The sequence below is a fragment of the Kordia sp. genome, from assembly GCF_050633145.1.
Taxonomy (GTDB): Bacteria; Bacteroidota; Bacteroidia; order Flavobacteriales; family Flavobacteriaceae; genus Kordia.
Genome location: NZ_JBOEFY010000026.1, coordinates 190512 through 210480, shown reverse-complemented (window position 1 = coordinate 210480; position 19969 = coordinate 190512). Strand labels below are relative to the sequence as shown.

The 19969-nt window shown below is 34.1% G+C and carries 16 protein-coding genes; 14 read left to right on the top strand and 2 right to left on the bottom strand.

From position 1 onward, the window contains the following. Nucleotides 1-72 precede the first annotated feature (72 nt). Nucleotides 73-825 (top strand): tRNA pseudouridine(38-40) synthase TruA, encoded by a 753-nt coding sequence (gene truA, locus ACRBBL_RS14195; RefSeq protein ID WP_431369729.1) that lies wholly within the window; start codon nucleotides 73-75, stop codon nucleotides 823-825. Next, nucleotides 818-2584: an ABC transporter ATP-binding protein gene (locus ACRBBL_RS14190; RefSeq protein WP_431369728.1), complete on the top strand. Its 1767-nt coding sequence runs from the start codon at nucleotides 818-820 to the stop codon at nucleotides 2582-2584. The genes truA and ACRBBL_RS14190 overlap by 8 nt, the downstream gene beginning before the upstream one ends. Nucleotides 2585-2591: 7 nt before the next feature. Here ACRBBL_RS14190 and cdaA read toward each other — a convergent pair whose 3' ends face one another. Then, entirely contained in the window at nucleotides 2592-3374 is a 783-nt protein-coding gene (gene cdaA / locus ACRBBL_RS14185; RefSeq protein WP_431369727.1) for a diadenylate cyclase CdaA, read from the bottom strand. Between the two features lie 317 nt (nucleotides 3375-3691). On the opposite strand from cdaA, the gene ACRBBL_RS14180 reads away from it, so the two are divergent. Then, nucleotides 3692-3856 (top strand): hypothetical protein, encoded by a 165-nt coding sequence (locus ACRBBL_RS14180; RefSeq protein WP_431369726.1) that lies wholly within the window; start codon nucleotides 3692-3694, stop codon nucleotides 3854-3856. 175 nt (nucleotides 3857-4031) lie between these two features. On the opposite strand, the gene folP is transcribed toward ACRBBL_RS14180, so the two are convergent. Then, entirely contained in the window at nucleotides 4032-4859 is an 828-nt protein-coding gene (gene folP, locus ACRBBL_RS14175; protein WP_431369725.1) for a dihydropteroate synthase, read from the bottom strand. Between the two features lie 145 nt (nucleotides 4860-5004). Between folP and ACRBBL_RS14170 the strand changes: the two genes are divergently transcribed. The 11 genes from ACRBBL_RS14170 to ACRBBL_RS14120 all read left to right on the top strand — a co-directional run bounded on the left by ACRBBL_RS14170 (nucleotide 5005) and on the right by ACRBBL_RS14120 (nucleotide 19949). Further along, entirely contained in the window at nucleotides 5005-6204 is a 1200-nt protein-coding gene (locus ACRBBL_RS14170) for a BT_3928 family protein (RefSeq protein ID WP_431369724.1), read from the top strand. Between the two features lie 9 nt (nucleotides 6205-6213). After that, nucleotides 6214-7290, top strand: coding sequence for an ABC transporter permease (locus ACRBBL_RS14165; RefSeq protein WP_431369723.1), 1077 nt, complete (start codon nucleotides 6214-6216; stop codon nucleotides 7288-7290). Between the two features lie 13 nt (nucleotides 7291-7303). Continuing rightward, a complete protein-coding gene (locus ACRBBL_RS14160; protein ID WP_431369722.1) occupies nucleotides 7304-11251 on the top strand; it encodes a DUF7619 domain-containing protein in 3948 nt (1315 codons plus the stop codon). Nucleotides 11252-11257: 6 nt separating this feature from the next. After that, nucleotides 11258-15022: a DUF7619 domain-containing protein gene (locus ACRBBL_RS14155; protein WP_431369721.1), complete on the top strand. Its 3765-nt coding sequence runs from the start codon at nucleotides 11258-11260 to the stop codon at nucleotides 15020-15022. A gap of 89 nt (nucleotides 15023-15111) precedes the next feature. After that, entirely contained in the window at nucleotides 15112-15819 is a 708-nt protein-coding gene (locus tag ACRBBL_RS14150; RefSeq protein WP_431369720.1) for a hypothetical protein, read from the top strand. A gap of 108 nt (nucleotides 15820-15927) precedes the next feature. Further along, nucleotides 15928-16497, top strand: coding sequence for a L,D-transpeptidase family protein (locus tag ACRBBL_RS14145; protein WP_431369719.1), 570 nt, complete (start codon nucleotides 15928-15930; stop codon nucleotides 16495-16497). 1 nt (nucleotide 16498) lies between these two features. Then, nucleotides 16499-16975, top strand: coding sequence for a TlpA family protein disulfide reductase (locus tag ACRBBL_RS14140; RefSeq protein ID WP_431369718.1), 477 nt, complete (start codon nucleotides 16499-16501; stop codon nucleotides 16973-16975). Between the two features lie 33 nt (nucleotides 16976-17008). Beyond that, nucleotides 17009-17758, top strand: coding sequence for a triose-phosphate isomerase (gene tpiA / locus ACRBBL_RS14135; RefSeq protein WP_431369717.1), 750 nt, complete (start codon nucleotides 17009-17011; stop codon nucleotides 17756-17758). Nucleotides 17759-17760: 2 nt separating this feature from the next. After that, on the top strand, nucleotides 17761-18600 hold the full coding sequence (gene prmA, locus ACRBBL_RS14130; RefSeq protein ID WP_431369716.1) for a 50S ribosomal protein L11 methyltransferase: 840 nt from the start codon (nucleotides 17761-17763) through the stop codon (nucleotides 18598-18600). A gap of 10 nt (nucleotides 18601-18610) precedes the next feature. Continuing rightward, nucleotides 18611-18886: an ATP-dependent Clp protease adaptor ClpS gene (locus tag ACRBBL_RS14125; RefSeq protein WP_431369715.1), complete on the top strand. Its 276-nt coding sequence runs from the start codon at nucleotides 18611-18613 to the stop codon at nucleotides 18884-18886. A 223-nt stretch (nucleotides 18887-19109) separates the two neighbouring features. Continuing rightward, a complete protein-coding gene (locus ACRBBL_RS14120; RefSeq protein WP_431369714.1) occupies nucleotides 19110-19949 on the top strand; it encodes a zinc-dependent metalloprotease in 840 nt (279 codons plus the stop codon). Nucleotides 19950-19969 lie beyond the last annotated feature (20 nt).

Below are 19969 nucleotides of genomic sequence, written 5' to 3'. Positions count from 1 at the left end.
TTGAGAATTCACACAAACTAATGAATTAAAACTTATCTTTGTGAGTCTGAAACAAAAGTAGCAAATATTACCTTGAGATACTTCATAGAACTTTCTTATAATGGCGAAAAATATCACGGTTGGCAAAATCAACCGAATGATATTTCTGTGCAAGAAGTTATTGAAAAAGCCTTGTCTGTTTTGTTGCGATCAGAAGTCGCTATTGTTGGCGCAGGACGTACAGATGCAGGCGTACATGCCAAGCAAATGTATGCTCATTTTGATACCGATATACAATTTAATCAATCAGAACTGACGCTTAAGCTGAATTCATTCTTGCCAAAAGATGTAGCAATTCAAGAAATTCATTCTGTCAAAGAAGATGCACATGCGCGATTTGATGCTACAGGTAGAACCTATGAATACTGGATTGTTTCAGAAAAGAATCCATTTCACAATCAATCGGCACACACAGTTTATAAGAAACTAGATATTGAGTTGATGAATTTGGCGGCAAAAGAATTATTCAATTACGATGATTTTAAATGTTTTTCGAAAACGCATACCGATGTAAAAACCTATATCTGTAAGTTAGAAAAAGCATTTTGGGAACAAAAAGATGAATTATTAATATTTACTATTCGCGCCGATCGTTTTCTTAGAAACATGGTTCGCGCTATTGTAGGAACGCTATTAGACGTAGGATTGGGGAAACTATCCATAGCAGATTTTAAAGAAATTATAGAATCGAGAGATCGAAACAAAGCAGGAACTTCGGTGCCTGGAAAAGCTTTATATTTAACCGCGGTAACCTATCCGGCAGAAACTTTTACAATCAATGGCTAAAGTAACAGGAAAAGTATTTGATTTTGGTCTTTTTAAAAGATTATTGACCTATACATATCCCTACAAAACTACACTGTATTTTGTAGCAATCTCAGCAATATTATTGTCTGTGTTTGCGGTTGCGCGCCCAATTTTATTAAAAATTACAATAGACGATTATATTTTTCCTAAAGATAAAGATGGTTTATTGACCTATATCTTATACATGTTAGGTGTATTATTGTTGGAAGTAATTTTTCAGTTTCTATTTGTTTTCTATGCAAATTGGCTCGGGCAAACCATTGTAAAAGACATTCGACAAAAATTATTTCATCACATGTTGCGATTTAAGATGGCGTATTATGATACTTCTTCGGTCGGACGCCTAGTAACAAGAGCTGTAAGTGACATTGAAACGATTGCGAGTATCTTTAGTCAAGGATTATTTGTTATCATTGCAGATTTACTAAAAATGCTTGTAGTAATGGGTGTTATGTTGTGGATGAGCTGGAAACTATCCTTAATTGTTTTTGCGATTCTTCCAGTAATAATTTACGCTACACGCGTGTTTCAAAAAGCAATGAAATCGGCTTTTGAAGATGTACGTGCCCAAATTTCAAATCTAAATTCCTTTGTACAAGAACGCGTCACAGGAATGAAGATTGTACAATTATTTTCAAGAGAAAAAACAGAATATGACAATTTTAAAGCCATCAATCAAAAGCATAAACAAGGATGGCTCAAAACCATTTGGTACAACTCTATTTTCTTCCCAATTCCAGATTTAGCCAATTCCATTGCGGTTGGGTTAATTGTTTGGTATGGAGGATTGCTTTCTGCAACAGATGCATCTGTAAAACCAGGAGATATTGTAGCATTTATAATGATGATTGGTATGCTTTTTAGGCCGTTGCGACAAATTGCAGATAAATTCAATACGTTACAAATGGGAATGGTGGCAGCCGGACGTATTTTTGAAATTTTAGATACTGATAGTAAAATAGAAGATACAGGTACTCAGGCGAATTTGGCTATCAAAGGAAATTTAGCATTTAAAGATGTACGTTTTTCTTATGTAAAAGATGAAGAAGTGTTGCACGGAATCTCATTTGATGTCAAGCAAGGACAAACAGTCGCCATTGTTGGAGCTACTGGAGCAGGAAAATCTACCATCATCAATTTATTAAATCGTTTTTACGAAATTGATGCTGGAACAATTACTATTGATGGAGTTGATATTAATGATGTGAAATTGGCTGCATTGCGTGAAAAAATAGCGGTTGTATTACAAGATGTATTCTTGTTTGCAGATACTATTTTAAACAATATCACTCTACAAAATCCATCAATTACGCGAGAAACTGTAGAAGCAGCTGCAAAACAAATTGGTGTGCACGATTTTATCATGAGTTTGCCAAACAATTACGAATACAACGTAAAAGAGCGTGGAAGTATGCTTTCTTCTGGGCAACGACAATTAATCTCGTTTTTACGTGCCTATGTAACAAATCCTAGGATTTTAATCTTGGATGAAGCAACCTCATCGGTGGATTCGCACTCGGAACAACTCATTCAAAACGCTACAGATACCATTACAAAAGGAAGAACTTCCATTGTTATTGCGCACAGATTGGCAACAATCAAAAAAGCAGATACAATTATTGTGATGGATGCAGGAGAAATAGTAGAGCAAGGTTCACACGAAGAGTTATTGCAAATCAATAACGGATACTACAAAAACTTATACGAAGTACAATTTATTCAGCAGGAAACGGTGTAGTAATCTACTAACTCAAATCATTTTGAAGCATTTCTTGAAGTGTCTCAGTATCTTCATACAAAACAAACTCACCATCGCGGATATAAGAAATTTGTCCAGTTTCTTCAGAAACAACCAATACCAAAGCATCTGTTTTTTCGGTAATTCCTACAGCAGCTCTATGACGTAAACCAAAACGTTGCGGAATTACAGTAGATTTTGAAACTGGCAAAATAACACGGGTTGCAGTGACGCGATTTCCTTCAATAATAGTAGCACCATCATGCAAGGGACTATTTTTAAAAAAGATACTTTCCAATGTCGGAACATTCACTTCCATTCCCATAGAATCTCCTGAACTTTTTACAAACTCTAATGAGTTGTTGCGTTCAATAACGATAATAGCGCCTGTTTTTGTGGTAGCCATTTTTGTACATGCAGTAACAATCGCTTCTACATCTGTATCAGTATTAATTTCTTGTTTTAAGAATTTAAAATGCTTTACAAAGCTACGTTTCGTTGCAAAATTTGTAGAACCAATCATCAACAAAAACTTTCGAATTTCTTGTTGAAATACAATAAATAATGCTAAAATTCCAACATCAATAAATGCACCAAAAATAGTGCTTAATACTTTCATTTCTAATGCTTCCGTAATTTTCCAAATCACAAAAATAATGACAATTCCAATGAAAATATTAATTGCAGCAGTACCTTTAACAAGCTTGTAAACATAGTACAAAAGCACTGCAACGAGAATAATTTCGATGAAGTCTAACAGTCCAAAATGTAAAAAACCTAAAAAATCCAAAGTGAGTTTTTGCTATACAATTAGAGTAAAAATAACAAAATTTAAGATGTAAAACGTCAAATGTAAAATATAAAAGTTTTTTTCTAGGTATTAGGTTTTGGATGCTAGGTATTTGGGAGTTATTTATTGATATTTTGATTGTTCTTAACGTATACAGAATAACGATTTTTTTAAATTTAAGATGTATAACACTAAATGTGAAAATTTCCGCAACCAAATACTCAAAAGTTAAAAAAATAATTCTATGGTAAAACCGTAACTGTTTGGTTTTTAGAATTTCTAACTTCATAATTCATTAATCAAAAAACACTTACATTATGTTACACAAAATTTTAAAAATTGAGGGAGTTTTAGAACTCGAAAAAACGGAACAACACAAAATCAATGGAGGACGTGCAAAATGTTATAGCAACGGCGCATGTTTTGATTGTGGACATCACTGTGCAGAAGTACAATGTTGTTTTTGTGATCCAGATCTTTAAAATGTAAAAACAAATTGAAAAGCTGTCTATAAGTAATTGTAGGCAGTTTTTTTATGACTAAGATTGAAAGTTGAAATGAGAGTGAAATAACTAGTTTGAAGTTTATGTGTTTATAAGTTTAGTAGTTTATGTTTTGAAATAAAAAAGCAGAAAAACAACAAACAACAAACAACAATCAACTACCAAGCATACCCACCAACTTCACACATTCTACAGCTTCTTTAACATCATGTGCTCGTAAAATTGAAGCACCATTTTGTAAAGCGATTGTGTGTAATACAGAAGTTCCGTTCAAGGCTTCTTGTGGAGAAATTTCTAGTACTTTATAAATCATTGATTTTCTCGAAACTCCAGCTAGCACAGGACAATCTAGATTTTCAAACAAGCGTAAATGCTTTAAAATTGAATAATTGTGAGCAATTGTTTTTCCAAAACCAAAACCAGGATCAATAATAAGATCGTTAATTTTATACGATCGTGCAGCAGCAACCTTTTCAGAAAGTTCAAGCAAAATATCTTTCACTACATCATCATAGCTAGGATTTTGCTGCATTATTTCAGGTGTTCCTTGCATATGCATCATAATGTATGGCACGCCAAGTTCACCAACGATTTTCATCATATTTGCGTCTAAATTTCCTGCTGAAATATCATTAATAACAGCTGCGCCTGCATTAACAGCAGCTTTAGCGATTTCACTTCGAAACGTGTCAATAGAAAGAATTGTGTTGGAAAACTCTTTTAAAATCAATTCCAAAATAGGCAACAAACGTTGTTTTTCTTCTTCCAAAGAAACTTTTGGAGCATTTGGTCGCGAGCTGTATGCGCCAATATCAATAAAAGTAGCGCCATCGGTCAACATCTTTTCTACTTTTGAGAGAATAGAAGTTGCATCTTTATACATGCCGCCATCATAAAAAGAATCGGGTGTTACATTTAAAATCCCCATCACTTTTGGTGTTTCAAGCGACACCAATTGTCCGTTACAGTTTATACTTTTCATACATACATACCTTTAAAATGAACTTATGTGAATTTCTTTTTATAAATTGGTAATTTTGGACGAAATTTACATAAAATCTCGCGCATCACATAATAACAGATCGTGAAGTATTTGTAAACACGTTAACTATCGTAAAAAGATTAGCATGGAAAACACAGGAGCTCAGAAAGACTCAAAGGCAAAGCAAATTTGGAAACAGTTAGTAAAATATAAAGTTGCTTTTTTTAATACCATCTATGGAAAAGTGCTTACAATATTTTCACAGCTTTTTGTGGGTGGATTGTTTATTTTCTCAGGATTTATCAAGCTAAATGATCCTGTTGGTTTTTCATTTAAATTGACAGATTACTTTGCAGAAGATGTATTAAATCTTCAGTTTTTGTCGCCGTATGCTTTATGGATTGCGGTATTCTTGGTCATTTTAGAAGTCATTTTAGGTGTTATGATTTTGCTGAGTTTGTATAAAAAACTAGTATTGTGGAGTCTACTTGGATTGATCGTGTTTTTTACCTTTTTAACCTTTTATTCGGCATACTTTGATAAAGTGACCGATTGTGGATGTTTTGGTGATTTTTGGAAACTGACTCCTTGGGAAAGTTTCACAAAAGACATCATTTTACTTGTTGCTATTTTAATTCTTTTTATGGGAATTAAACACATCCAACCAATAATATCAAAAAAAGTCAACATCGCAATTACAGCAGTAAGTTTAGTTGCGTGTATTTTCTTTGGAGATCATGTACTAAATCATTTGCCTGTATTTGATTTTAGAGCATATAAAATCGGTACAAACATTGTGGAAGGAATGTCGTATCCTCCTAATGCTAAAAAAGATGTGGTAGAATATACTTGGGTTTTTGATGTAAATGGAAAAGAAGTAGGAATTGTTACAGAAACTCTTGGAGAACAACCTATAGTAGAAGGCGGAACCTACAAAACGATAAGAAGTGAGATTATAGAAGAAGGCTATGAACCACCAATTCACGATTTTTATATTGAAAATGAAGATGGTGATAATGTTATAGAAGCGATGATGGAAGAAGAAAAACTCATCATGGTTATTGTGTATAGTTTGGATAAAGTAGAAGATGCTGGTCTTTTTGTAGTAAAAGCTTTTACAGATCGAGCTATTGACGCAGGTTACAAAGTAATTGGTTTATCGGCTGCTGATCCGCAAGAATTAAAAGATTTGAGTGCTACAATGCAATTCAACTTCGATTTTTATACTACAGATGAAACTGCGTTAAAAACGACTGTTCGATCAAATCCAGGCGTATTAAAAGTAGAAAAAGGAACCATTACCGGAAAAGCGCATTACAACGATTTTGATACATTAAAGTTCTAAAAACAATCTTTGGGAAGATACATTTTACATAAAATTGGTTATGCTTTTCTAACGCTTTTTGGAGTCGTTACGGTGATTTTTTTCTTGTTCAATATTTTACCTGGCGATCCTGCTAAAATGATGCTTGGGCAAAATCAAACGGAAGAACAAATTGCTGTGGTGAAGAAAAAATATGGTTTTGATAAACCGATACTCACACAATACGTGTATTACTTAAACGATCTTTTACCAATATCGTTTCACTCTACTCAAGAAGATGATTATACACATCTATCGAAAGATAAATACAGCGCAGCCAAACTCTTTACTATTGGGAATACTACAACTGTTATAAAACTTCCATACTTACGCGAATCGTTTCAAAAATCGGGTAAAAGTGTCTCACAAGTTATCAAAGAAACTTTACCAAATACCATTGTGTTAGCTATTGCAGCTATTAGTATTGCCATGTTGTTAGGTGTTATATTTGGTGTAATTTCTGCTTTGTATAAAGATACTTTTTTAGACAAAATGATTCAAATCATAAGTACATTAGGAATGAGCGTTCCTTCTTTCTTTAGCGCCATATTATTTGCGTGGATATTTGGGTTTCTATTGCATGAATTTACAGGATTAAACATGACAGGAAGTTTGTATGAAGTGGATGATTTTGGAGAATCAATTAGCATTCGCTGGAAAAACCTCATCTTACCAGCCATCGTGTTAGGAATTCGCCCGTTAGCGGTTGTCATACAACTCATGCGAAACTCGTTACTTGAAGTTTTCAATCAAGATTACATTCGTACGGCAAGAGCTAAAGGCTTGAGTGAATTTAAAATCATAAAAAACCATGCTGTAAAAAATGCGTTAAATCCAGTTATAACGGCAATTTCAGGTTGGTTTGCTTCCATGTTGGCAGGAGCTGTATTTGTAGAATACATTTTTGGTTGGAACGGACTTGGAAAAGAAATCGTAGATGCCTTAAACAGTCAAGACTTACCAATCATCATGGGCTCTGTATTAATAATCGCTTCTATGTTTGTAATTATCAATATTTTAGTAGATATTGTATACAGTTACCTCGATCCCAAGATACGTTTAAAATAAAACAACCATTCCAATGAAAATAATTACACTATTTATAGTGCTATTTTTGGGTGCCTTCAATTTACAAGCCCAATGTCCAACAACAGCTGTCGTACTTAGTACACAATCCGAAGTAGATAACTTTGTAGCAGCCTATGCTACTATATGTACGGACATTCCTGTAGATATTACAGTATCAAGTAGTAGTGTTACAGATATTAGTGGCTTGGGATTCATTACTTCTGTTGATGGATCATTTGAAATTTTGAACACTAACCATAGTGCTACTATTGATTTTAACAACTTAGTTTCTGTAAGTGGAGACCTAAAGTTTGAATACAATCATGCAGTAGAAATTATTTCAGGATTTAATAGTCTAACAACTATAGGCGGTACATTATCCTTTCGAACCAATGAAGATTTAGAAGAAATCACAGGTTTTAATAGTTTAGTAACTGTTGGAGGATCTGTTTCATTTAGTCATTTTTATGATTCTGATGTATCTCCAATCGTTCCAAGTATGAATTCGATAAATGGATTCAATAACGTAGAAACTATGGGGGGAAGTCTATTCATAGGACTTTACAGAAGAATAACTTTTAATGCTTTTAACAATCTAGAAACTATAGGAGGAAGTTTAGCGTTTAGTAGAACGAATTTTGATGACTTTACAGGACTGACACTTTTGGAACGAATAGAAGGAGGTATTAGCTTTTCATGCGTTAATTGGAATGACGATGACACTAATGCAATTAATAATTTTACTTCGTTAGAATCCATAGGAGGTAGTATTGGTTTGACGGGATTTTTTGATGAATGCACTACGAGTGTGGGACTAAATTTTTTAAACAATCTTAGAACAATTGAAGGAGGTATCTCTTTAAATTATGCAGGAATACGTTTTGGATTAGCAGGGCTTGAAGTTATTGAAGGAGACTTAGATTTCAATGGAGGAAGAGCTTTTCCTAGTTTACCTCAACTTCAAACCATCAATGGAGACATTACTTTTGCAGCAGATGCGCAATCTTTCATAGGAACAAGTGCTTCTTTAGATTTTCCAAACCTAGAAACTCTAGGAGGAGGAATTACAATAGGAGAAGATTCATTTGTAGGACAGGTGAATTTAAATAGTTTATCATTTATTGGAGGAGATATGATTTTTTCTGGATATGGAGTAAATATAGGATCTATCAGTATAAACGCACTTACGCATTTAAATGGCTCAATCAGGTTTGTAAATATCTTAAATTTATCAATTCCTATTTCTATGGATGCACTACAAACTATAGGAGGAGATCTTTCTTTCTCTAATGTTTGGGGAAATGCAGAAAATATTACTTTTGCGAGCCTATATGGAATCAATGGATCGTATTCTTTTACAGGTACAGAGGAATTTCCTACCATTGATAACATAACTCCAATATTGCATACTGTTGGTGGAAGTGTATTTATAGAAGGAAATTGGCAGTTATTGAGTTTAGATGGTTTAGAAAGTATACAAAATATTGGAGGTAATTTAATTATTCAAAGTAATTATGGTCTAACCGACTGTTCGGCAATCTGTGAATATATCAACAACAACACAAACTATACGGTAGGTAACAATACTTTGGAGTGCTTAACTTCACAAACCTGTACAAGCAATACCATTGAAGGAACCATTTTACAAGATTTTGATTTCGATGGCTGCTCTGCAGCAGATTTTCCTTTAGAAAACATTTCTGTTGCTGCGTCTGATGGTGTAAATTATTTTACCACATTTACCAATGAAAATGGTGAATATTCAATCACAGTTCCAGAAGGTTCTTTTACTGTCAGTACAGCTTCTATAGATGGTATTGATATAACTCCAATATCGCAAAATGTAACGTTTACAGGAAGTGATAACACGGAGGTAATTGATTTTTGTGCAACATTCAATACAATTATTGAAGATATATCACTCACCATTGCACCCGTAAATGACGCAGTACCAGGTTATGAAGCACAGTACAGTATTATTATTGAAAACCATGGAACAATTATCCAAAACGGAACAATCAATTTCACGTTTAGCGATGCCAATTTAGACTTTACTTCGGCAACGATTGCGCCAACAACACAAGCCATAAATACACTTACGTGGGATTATACCAATCTAATTCCTGGCGAAACCAGAAGTATTATTACGTATTTTGATGTCTTGCCACCACCAACAAATAATATTGGTGACATATTGACTTTTTCTGGAAGTGCGCCTTTGACGAATGATGAAAATCCAAATGACAATCAAGACAATGCTTTTCAAATAGTACTCTCATCTTTTGATCCAAACGATAAAACGGTACTAGAAGGCGAATATCTATTACTTGAAGATGCAGACGAATATTTACACTATGTCATCCGTTTCCAAAATGAAGGAACCTCACCAGCCGTAAATATCCGTATTGTAGACTTTATGAGCAATTTGATCGATTGGGAAACCTTTGAGCCTGTGGATGCAAGTCATGACTATTCAGTAGCTTTAGTTACAGGTGACGATCCAGAATTAGAATTTTTATTCAATGATATCAACTTGCCAGATAGTACAAATGATGAACCCAACAGTCACGGTTATATTGCGTTTAGAGTCAAACCAAAAAGTACGGTGCAAATTGGAGACATAATTGACAACAGAGCTGCAATTTACTTTGATTTCAATGCGCCAATCATTACCAACAAAACTGAAACGCGAATTGTAGAAGATACGGATAACGATGGAATTTATAACTATCAAGATAATTGTCCAGATACACCAAATGCCGATCAAGCCGATCAAGATAATGACGGAATGGGCGATGTTTGTGATGATGATACGGATGGCGACGGAATTCTAAATGCAGATGATAATTGTCCGCTTATTGCAGGCGACAATCAAAATGATAATGATGATGACGGTTTTGGGGATATTTGCGATGACGACGATGATAATGACACTATTTTGGATGTAGATGATAACTGTCCTTTTGCTGCAAATACAGATCAAAATGATAATGACAATGATGGAATGGGAGATGCTTGTGATGAAGACGATGATGATGATGGAGTTCTAGATGTAGACGATAATTGTCCTTTCACAGCGAACCCAAACCAAGAAGACTTTGACGAAGATGGTTTAGGTGATTTATGTGACGATGACGACGATGACGATGGAATTTTAGATGTTGACGATGATTGTCCATATTACAACGGAACTTCCACAGATGGTTGCCCGTTTACATTACCTGTAGACAATTACTTAATACAAACCGAAAGCGAAACCTGCGCAAGTTTAGACAATGCAAAAATAGACATCAAAGCAATTGCAAATCATAATTACGTAGCCGATTTAAAACGCAACGGAACGCCAATAAACATTCCAGTAAACACCTTTACAGAAGATTTACTCATAGAAAACCTAGATGCAGGAACTTACGAATTATGTTTCAGTATTACAGATGAAAACTACGAGCAATGTTTCACGGTAGAAATAGGCGATCCAGCAGAGCTACATGCAAACTCAGCATTATCAAGAAGTAACGAATATACTATAGACTTGATAGGCGCAACCAACTACAGTATCTTTATTAATGGAGAAGAGTTTACTGTTATTGCTCCAGATGAAAACACAATGGTAACATTCACCAAACAGCTAAGCAAACCAATAAATACGGTTGAGGTTCGTACAGAAAAAGCCTGTCAAGGAAAATACATAGAAACTGTAAAAACGATTGAAAACTTAGACTTTACCATTGTTCCCAATCCAACAAATGGTGATGTTTTTATGACATCCATCATAGAAGATAAAGAAACAAAAGGCGTAATTAGCATTTACGATGTATCTGGAAGAGTCATTTCCACGGAAGTGGTACAGTTTCCAATACAGAACAAACATATAAAAATAAACAACCTAACAGCTGGTGTATACTTTATTACGCTGAACACAGAAAATTATAGCAACACCAAAAAGCTGATTAAAAAGTAAATAAAAATGAAAAAAATAGTATTATTAGCATTAATCACAATTTTTAGTGCCAATATATTAAAAGCACAATGTCCTACAGAAAGTATGTCACTAAGCACCCAAGAAGAAATTGATGCTTTTGTGGCTGCTTATGGGACTACCTGTCCAGATCTTCCTTTTAGTCTTGGAATAACATATAGAGAAAATATGGATGTAAGTGGATTGGACTTTATTACCTCTATACAAGGAAATTTGCTGCTCGGTGGATATTATTTTGGTTCTTCAGTTGAAATCACAGGGTTTGCAAATTTAATAAACGTAGCTGGCAATGTCGTATTTGGACCGACTGACAGAATACAAATAATCTCCGGATTTAACAGTTTAGAAACTATTGGGGGAGATTTTTCTCTTGTTCATTTATATTATGATGAAAATGTGACTCCAGATTATGGTAACTCACTTGAATTAATTAGCGGTTTCAATAGCTTGGTAAGTATTGGCGGAGACGTTAAAATACATCAAAGTAAAGGAGGAATCGTCATAGATGGTTTTGATAGTATAGAAATAATAGGAGGCGAACTTAGCTTTGTAGATATCAGTTTCGACAGTATTACTGGGTTTACAGCACTTGAAAGAGTAGAAGGAGATATGAAGTTTACTTGCTCTAGAGTATCTGAGACAGCAACGAATGCTACCAATCTTTTTACTTCATTTACATCTATTGGAGGAGATTTAAGGATTATTTCTGGATACTGTGGGTTTTCAAACGTCGGATTAGATTTTCTTAATAATTTAACGACAATAGAAGGAGAAATATTTATTGATAAGGCAAATCTTCGTTCTGGACTTAATGGATTAGAAACTATTGGCGGCAATCTATACTTAAAAGGAGTAGATGAATTTACTAATTTGCCTAACCTTCTATCAGTTGGAGGTAACATAGAAATTGGAGGTTACGGAAATGTATATCCTTTTGGTAATATAGATACGAACGTATCCTTAAATTTTCCAAACTTGGAAACTCTTGGAGGAAGTTTACTGGTTACAAGTACAAATTTTCAAGAAATTAATATTGAAGAAATAAACTTGAATAGTCTAACATCTATTGGAGGAGACATATCACTAATAAGTGGTTATTCATATCCCACAAGTTTACCAACGGATCCTAATGAAATCATAGATTTTTATGGTGGTACACAAATAGGAAATATATCCATAAATTCATTAACTCAAATCGATGGATCTATCAAAATTAATTATTTACCGCGCACAACTGCATCATATTCTTTTGAAATGAATTCTTTAGAAACAATAGGAGGAAATTTTGAACTTGATGAATTTGCGCCTACTACGACTTCATTTCAAGTATTGCACACCATTGGTGGAAATTGTACCGTAAGAGATATTGAATTAGGTATAACCTCTATGGAAGACATGTTTACCTCTTTACATACAGTTTCGGGTGACCTTAAAATTATTTACAATGCAATAATTCCTTCCTTAGATGGGCTGGAAACTTTACAATCTGTAGGAGGTGAATTAAGAATTCAAAGTAATCCAATTATGAACGATTGTGCTGCTATTTGTAATTTCGTAACAAATAATTCAAACTATGCATTGGTGAATGTTAGTGTACCTTGTCAATTTTCTGCTCAAACATGTACGTTAAATACAATTACAGGAACAGTGCTATTAGATTTTGATGACAACGGCTGTACGGCAGACGATTTTCCTTTCGAAAGCATTCAAATAATAGCATACGATGGAGTCAACTATTATTCAACATTTACCAATGAAAATGGAGAATACACGCTATTTGTACCAGAAGGTTCTTTTGATGTATACATTGAGTCTGATAGTCAACTTGATATTGTTCCACAATCTCAAAACATAACGATAACGGGAACAGACAATACCGAAATAGTTGATTTTTGCGCAGCATACACAGAAGTTTTCGAAGAAATATCAGTAATTATTATACCCGAAATTCCAGCAGTAGCAGGATTTGAAGCAGTCTATAGTATTGTACTAGAAAACAATGGAACAACACTTGTTAGTGGAACAATCGATTTTAACTTCAACGATGAAAAAATAGACTTTACCTCAGCTAGCATTACACCAACAACACAAGCAACAAATATACTCACGTGGGATTATACAAACCTAATTCCAGGCGAAACCAGAAGCATTACGGTCAATTTTGATGTATTGCCACCACCAACAACGAATATTAACGATGAGCTAATTTTCATAGCAATAGCTCCTTTAACGAATGACATACTTCCTAATAACAATCAAAACAGTCTCAATCAAATCGTACTTTCCTCATACGATCCAAATGACAAAAGAGTATTAGAAGGCGAACATGTACTCATTGAAGATGCAGACGAATATTTGCACTATGTAATTCGTTTTCAAAACGAAGGAACGTCACCAGCAGTAAACATTCGTATTGTAGATCTCATGAGTAATTTAATCGATTGGGATACTTTTGAACCTGTCGATGCAAGTCACGATTATTCGATAGCTTTAGTTACAGGAGACGATCCAGAATTGGAGTTTTTATTTAACGATATCAACTTGCCAGATAGTACAAATGATGAACCAAACAGTCACGGATACATCGCGTTCAGAGTAAAACCAAAAAGTACAGTGCAAGTCGGAGACATAATTGACAACAGAGCTGCAATTTACTTTGATTTCAATGCGCCAATAATTACCAATAAAACAGAAACACGAATTGTAGAAGATACAGATGGCGATACCATTTATAACTATATGGACAACTGTCCTGACATAGCAAACACCGATCAAGCAGATGCTGACAATGATGGAATGGGCGATGTATGTGACGATGACACGGATGGCGATGGCGTTTTAAACGCAGATGATAACTGTGCCGAAGTTTACAATCCAAACCAAGAAGACTTTGATCAAGATGGTTTAGGTGATTTGTGTGACGATGATGATGACAATGACGGTATTTTAGATGTAGATGACGATTGTCCATACTACAACGGAACAAATACAGATGGTTGCCCGTTTACATTACCTGTAGACAACTATTTGATACAAACCGAAAGTGAAACCTGCGCAAGTTTAGACAATGCAAAAATAGACATCAAAGCAATTGCAAATCATAATTATGTAGCCGATTTAAAACGCAATGGAACGCCAATAAATATTCCAGTAAACACCTTTACAGAAGATTTACTCATAGAAAATCTAGATGCAGGAACTTACGAATTATGTTTCAGTATTACAGATGAAAACTACGAGCAATGCTTCACGGTAGAAATAGGTGATCCAGCAGAATTGCATGCAAACTCAGCACTATCACGAAGTAACGAATATACTATAGACTTGATAGGCGCAACCAACTACAGTATCTTCATTAATGGAGAAGAGTTTACTGTTATTGCTCCAGATGAAAACACAACAGTGACGTTCACAAAACAGTTAAGTAAACCAATAAACACGGTTGAGGTAACCACCGAAAAAGCATGTCAAGGAAAGTTCACAGAAACGATAAAAACAATTTCGAACGCAAACTTTGTCATGTTACCAAATCCAAGTAACGACTATATCTATCTAAGTTTACTAAATGCAGGAGATATAACAAATGCCAATGTTGGTATATATGATATATCAGGAAGGTTGATTGCAAATCAAACTATCAAAACTCCTGTGAACAACCAAAAAATAGACATAAAAAACTTAAAAACAGGTGTGTATTTTGTACAGTTATCGACTAGCGAAAATACATTCACACAAAAACTAATAAAAAGATAAAATGATGAAATGAGCAAAACAATCTTTTGACATCAACCGAAATGATTGTTAGCGAATTCCATCTAACAAAATTCATAACAAAAAAACAGATGAAAAAATTTTTAGGACTTTTTGTAACAATAACAATCATAAGTTGTAGTTCAGGAGACTCAGATCCAGCTCCAGAACCAGAAAATAATGTGCCAACAGCTAGCAGTTATATACTTCCAAATAACAATGGAGTATGCACAGGTGAAGAAATTTCAGATACAGAAATTAGAGTTGACTTTCAATGGAATGACTTTCAAGATGTAGAAGATAACAATCTAGATTATACGTTTACACTTAGAAACTTAACGACAAACTTAGTGGTTGCTACAGAAAACCTCACAGGAACTTCTACAATGGTTACCTTAGAAAAAGGAACTTCGTATTCTTGGAATGTGGAAGCTACCGATAGTGAAGGCGATTCTGTAACGGGAGCAACTTGGCAATTTCAAACACCTTTCAATGCAATTTCAAACTATTTGCCTTTTCCAGCTACATTGACAAGTCCAGACAATGGCGCAACGGTTGCAACTTTAGATGTAGTATTCACTTGGGTAGGAAATGACCCTGATGAGGGCGAAACAGAACTTTTAGAATATGCAGTATATGTAGACACCGCAAATCCGCCTGTGCAAGAAGTTGCAAACATGCTAACTGCTGAAACACATACAGAAACACTGACAGCAGGAGTTTATTACTGGAAAATTCAATCAAAAGATCCGAGTGGAAATATTTCTAATTCTGAAATAAGACAATTTATAATAGAATAAATTCGTTGTAGAATTAATATGATATGAGCATGTTAAAAATTTTTGGACCAAGAAAAATGATTCATAGCAAACAACATCTGACAGCGTTCATAAAATAAAAATAAACAGATGAAAACTTTTAAATTATTTTTCGTTTGCATAAGTATCATGCTATCTGTGCAATCTTGTAAAAAAGAGGTGTCGACTCAAAGCAATAAAGCTGAAGAAACACCTATAAAAAAGTTATTGCCAGACGGAACACCAATTCGAATTCTTATCGATAAAAGCGATTATAAACTTTCTGTTTTTGCGGCGGATACCTTGGTAAAAGAATACAATGTTGTTTTTGGAGGAAACCCTGTGGACGACAAAGAAAAGGAAGGTGACAAGCGAACACCAGAAGGCGTATTTGGCGTGCGAGACAAATATCCGCATCGCAGCTGGTCAAAATTTGTTTGGATAGATTATCCGAATGCAGATTCTTGGAAAAAATTCAATCAGCGTAAAGCAAATGGAATTATAAAAAATGGAGAAACTATTGGAGGTGAAGTTGGAATTCACGGTGTGCCAGATGGAATGGATGCTATGATTGATGAAAAACGAAACTGGACACTAGGATGTATTTCGATGAAAAACAAAGATGTCAATGAAATCTATCCATACATCTCAAAAAAGACAAAAATTACCATTCAAAAATAGCATGAAACACTTCATACAATTATTGTTAATTGCTTGTTTAGTGGCAAGCTGTCACAAAGAAATATTAAAAGAATTCCCTCCAGAAGCATTACAAGAAACAATGCTTTCCATAAACGGAGAAAACACTACATTTGAAAACATTTTAGCAAGCCATAAAGGGAAAACTATTTTTGTAGATATATGGGCTTCATGGTGTCGCGATTGTTTAACAGGAATTCCAGGAATCAAAGAAATTCAAAAAAATAATCCACAATTAACATACCTATTTCTATCTTTAGACCGAAATATAGCAGCGTGGAAAAAAGGAATTAAAAAACACGCGCTTGTCGGAGAACATTATTTCTTAAAGTCAGGAATGTACGGTACATTTGGAAAAGCTATTGGACTCAATTGGATTCCTAGATACATGATTATCAACCCAGATGGAAGTATTAAACTTTTTGAAGCCATAGAAACAGACGACAAAGCATTAAAATAAAAACTTTAAATAGGTTCAATAAAAAACAATAAAATGAGACGTAAAATAGTTGCAGGAAACTGGAAAATGAACAATGATCTTTCGGAAACGGAAGCATTATTAAATGACTTAATTGCACAAGTGCCAAATACAGATGTAAATGTTATGGTAGCACCTACTTCAGTAAACCTTTTTCAAGCGTTTAACGTACTAAAAGGACATAATATAGAAGTAATTGCACAAAACATGCATCAAGAAGCAAAAGGAGCTTACACAGGTGAAGTATCAGCAAATATGTTAAAAAGTGTTGGCGTAAATACCGTAATTCTTGGACATAGTGAGCGAAGAGCATATTTTGGAGAAACAGATGAATTATTAGCTAAAAAAGTAGATGCTGCTTTGGCAAATGATATGCAAATTGTATTCTGTTTTGGAGAAGAATTAGAAGATCGTAAATCTGAAAATCACTTTGCAGTTGTAGAAAGTCAGTTAAAAAATGCATTATTTCACTTAAATGCTACTGATTGGAAAAACATAATCTTAGCATACGAACCAGTTTGGGCAATAGGAACTGGAGAAACTGCTTCGCCAGAACAAGCACAAGAAATGCACGCTTTTATCCGTAAAACGATTTCTGAAAAATTTGGAAACGAAACAGGAAATGAACTTTCTATCTTATATGGAGGAAGTGTAAAACCAGCAAACGCAACTGAAATTTTTGCTAAAGAAGATGTAGATGGAGGATTAATTGGTGGCGCAGCCTTAAAAGCGGCTGATTTTGTTGCTATTATAAACGCATTTTAAATATGTCAACAACTTATATTGGATATACATTCAAGGTTTCACCAGTACAACCTGGAACGGAAATTCTAATTGCAGAACTCGGTTTTGCTGGATTTGAAAGCTTTGTTGAAAATGAAGAAGGTGTCAACGCGTACATTCAAAAAGACGATTGGCACGATGCAATTTTAGAAGATATTCAAATACTAAAAAATTCAGAATTCAGCATCAGCTATGTGCATGAAGAAATAGCACAAGTCAATTGGAATGAAGAATGGGAAAAGAACTTTACACCAATTGAAGTAGACGGAAAATGTGTAGTTCGTGCACCTTTTCATGAAAAACCATCGGTTGAATATGACATTGTTATTGAACCAAAAATGAGTTTTGGAACTGGGCACCACGAGACCACACATATGATGTTACAGCATATTTTAAACACAGATGTAACTGATAAAAAAGTGTTAGATATGGGTTGCGGAACAGGTGTTTTAGCTATTTTGGCTGAAATGAAAGGCGCCAAACCTTTAGATGCAATTGATATTGATAACTGGTGTTATTTAAACTCACTCGAGAATGTAGAACGTAACAATTGTAAGCATATTTCTGTATATGAAGGAGATGTTTCCCTATTGGAAAATAAAGCCTATGATATTGTCATTGCTAACATTAACAGAAACATTCTATTGAACGATATTCATCAATATGCTAACTGTTTAAATGAAAACGGAATATTGTTTTTAAGTGGTTTTTATACGGAAGATATTCCTATGATTACGGATGAATGTGTGAAAAACAAGTTAAAATATGCGGACAAACTCGAAAAAAACAATTGGGTTTCACTAAAATTTGTAAATTCGCAGTAAAATATTGAATATGAGTACACAAGAAAAAATTCAAGAAGAATTACTCACGCTAGAAGATATACAAAAAAATAATGAAATTGTATTATATAATGATGATGTAAACACATTTGATCATGTTATAAATACGCTTATTTATGCATGCGATCATACTGCCGAGCAAGCAGAACAATGTTCAATAATTGTTCATTATAAAGGAAAATGTACGGTGAAAACAGGAGAATATAATGACTTAAAACCTAGATGCAGTAAATTATTGGAAGCAGGACTTTCTGCTGAAATAATCTAGTAACTAAAAGATTTTTAACAGGTTATATATAAATAGGTGCTTTTTTTTAAGCACCTATTTTTTTTGATAAATATTTAACAAAGCATATGAAATCTGTTAATTTTTTATGAATTATTAGTTTTTTTAACATTTTATTAGGAATTATTCAATCTAATTTATAATTTTGTGCTGTGTTAAAAATCGCTCCAAACTATTTATAACATTAACCGAAAAAACTTTTAAAATGAAAAAAATTAAAAACTTAGCATTGCTAATGGCATTGACTGCAGGACTTACTTTTACATCTTGTAGTAAAGATAATGACAGTGTAGTAGACGAGGAGCAAAACACAGCTATCGGAGTTCCACAAGAACTAGTTGCAAAAGCACAATCACTTCACTTCAACACATTTGATATGCAGGAAGCTTCATTCGAAAAACCAAATGGTAAAATCGAAGAAGGATACATGATTGAAGGTGATATCTTTATGACACGTGATCAATTAATGAACATGGAAATGGGTGGAGATATTACAAGTAAGCAATACCGTACAAATAACTTAGTGTCTAACGGTGTAATTACAATTATAGGATATACAGGAAATAATTCTAATGGATTAACAACTAAAATGCAAACTGGACTTCAGTGGGCAGTAAATAACTATAATGCATTAAATTTAGACATCAGCTTCCAATTAACATTTGGTACCAACTATCAAAATAAAGACATGGTAGTATATCAAGTACAAGGTGGAGCAGGTGGATCTGCTGGTTTCCCTTCAGGAGGAAATCCATACAAGTGGGTTAAAATTAATTCAGGATTAGCTCCTTACAGTAATAATGTTCACGAACATGTAATTGGACATGAAATTGGACACTCAATCGGATTCCGTCACACGGACTGGTTCAGCAGACAAAGTTGTGGACAAAATTCAAATGAAGGAACAGCTGGAGTTGGTGCAGTACATATTCCAGGAACACCAACAGGATATGATTCAACTTCTCTTATGTTAGCTTGCTTTAGTTCAAGCGAAGATGGAGAGTTCAATCAAAATGATATTACTGCTTTAAATTACCTATACTAAGAAGCAGTTTTATATAGAAT

Coding starts and splice junctions, on each gene's coding strand:
- ACRBBL_RS14190 (WP_431369728.1), top strand. CDS start 818: ATGGCTAAAGTAACAGGAAAAGTATTTGATTTTGGTCTTTTTAAAAGA.
- ACRBBL_RS14180 (WP_431369726.1), top strand. CDS start 3,692: ATGTTACACAAAATTTTAAAAATTGAGGGAGTTTTAGAACTCGAAAAA.
- folP (WP_431369725.1), bottom strand. CDS start 4,859: ATGAAAAGTATAAACTGTAACGGACAATTGGTGTCGCTTGAAACACCA.
- ACRBBL_RS14170 (WP_431369724.1), top strand. CDS start 5,005: ATGGAAAACACAGGAGCTCAGAAAGACTCAAAGGCAAAGCAAATTTGG.
- ACRBBL_RS14160 (WP_431369722.1), top strand. CDS start 7,304: ATGAAAATAATTACACTATTTATAGTGCTATTTTTGGGTGCCTTCAAT.
- ACRBBL_RS14155 (WP_431369721.1), top strand. CDS start 11,258: ATGAAAAAAATAGTATTATTAGCATTAATCACAATTTTTAGTGCCAAT.
- ACRBBL_RS14150 (WP_431369720.1), top strand. CDS start 15,112: ATGAAAAAATTTTTAGGACTTTTTGTAACAATAACAATCATAAGTTGT.
- ACRBBL_RS14145 (WP_431369719.1), top strand. CDS start 15,928: ATGAAAACTTTTAAATTATTTTTCGTTTGCATAAGTATCATGCTATCT.
- ACRBBL_RS14140 (WP_431369718.1), top strand. CDS start 16,499: ATGAAACACTTCATACAATTATTGTTAATTGCTTGTTTAGTGGCAAGC.
- tpiA (WP_431369717.1), top strand. CDS start 17,009: ATGAGACGTAAAATAGTTGCAGGAAACTGGAAAATGAACAATGATCTT.
- prmA (WP_431369716.1), top strand. CDS start 17,761: ATGTCAACAACTTATATTGGATATACATTCAAGGTTTCACCAGTACAA.
- ACRBBL_RS14125 (WP_431369715.1), top strand. CDS start 18,611: ATGAGTACACAAGAAAAAATTCAAGAAGAATTACTCACGCTAGAAGAT.
- ACRBBL_RS14120 (WP_431369714.1), top strand. CDS start 19,110: ATGAAAAAAATTAAAAACTTAGCATTGCTAATGGCATTGACTGCAGGA.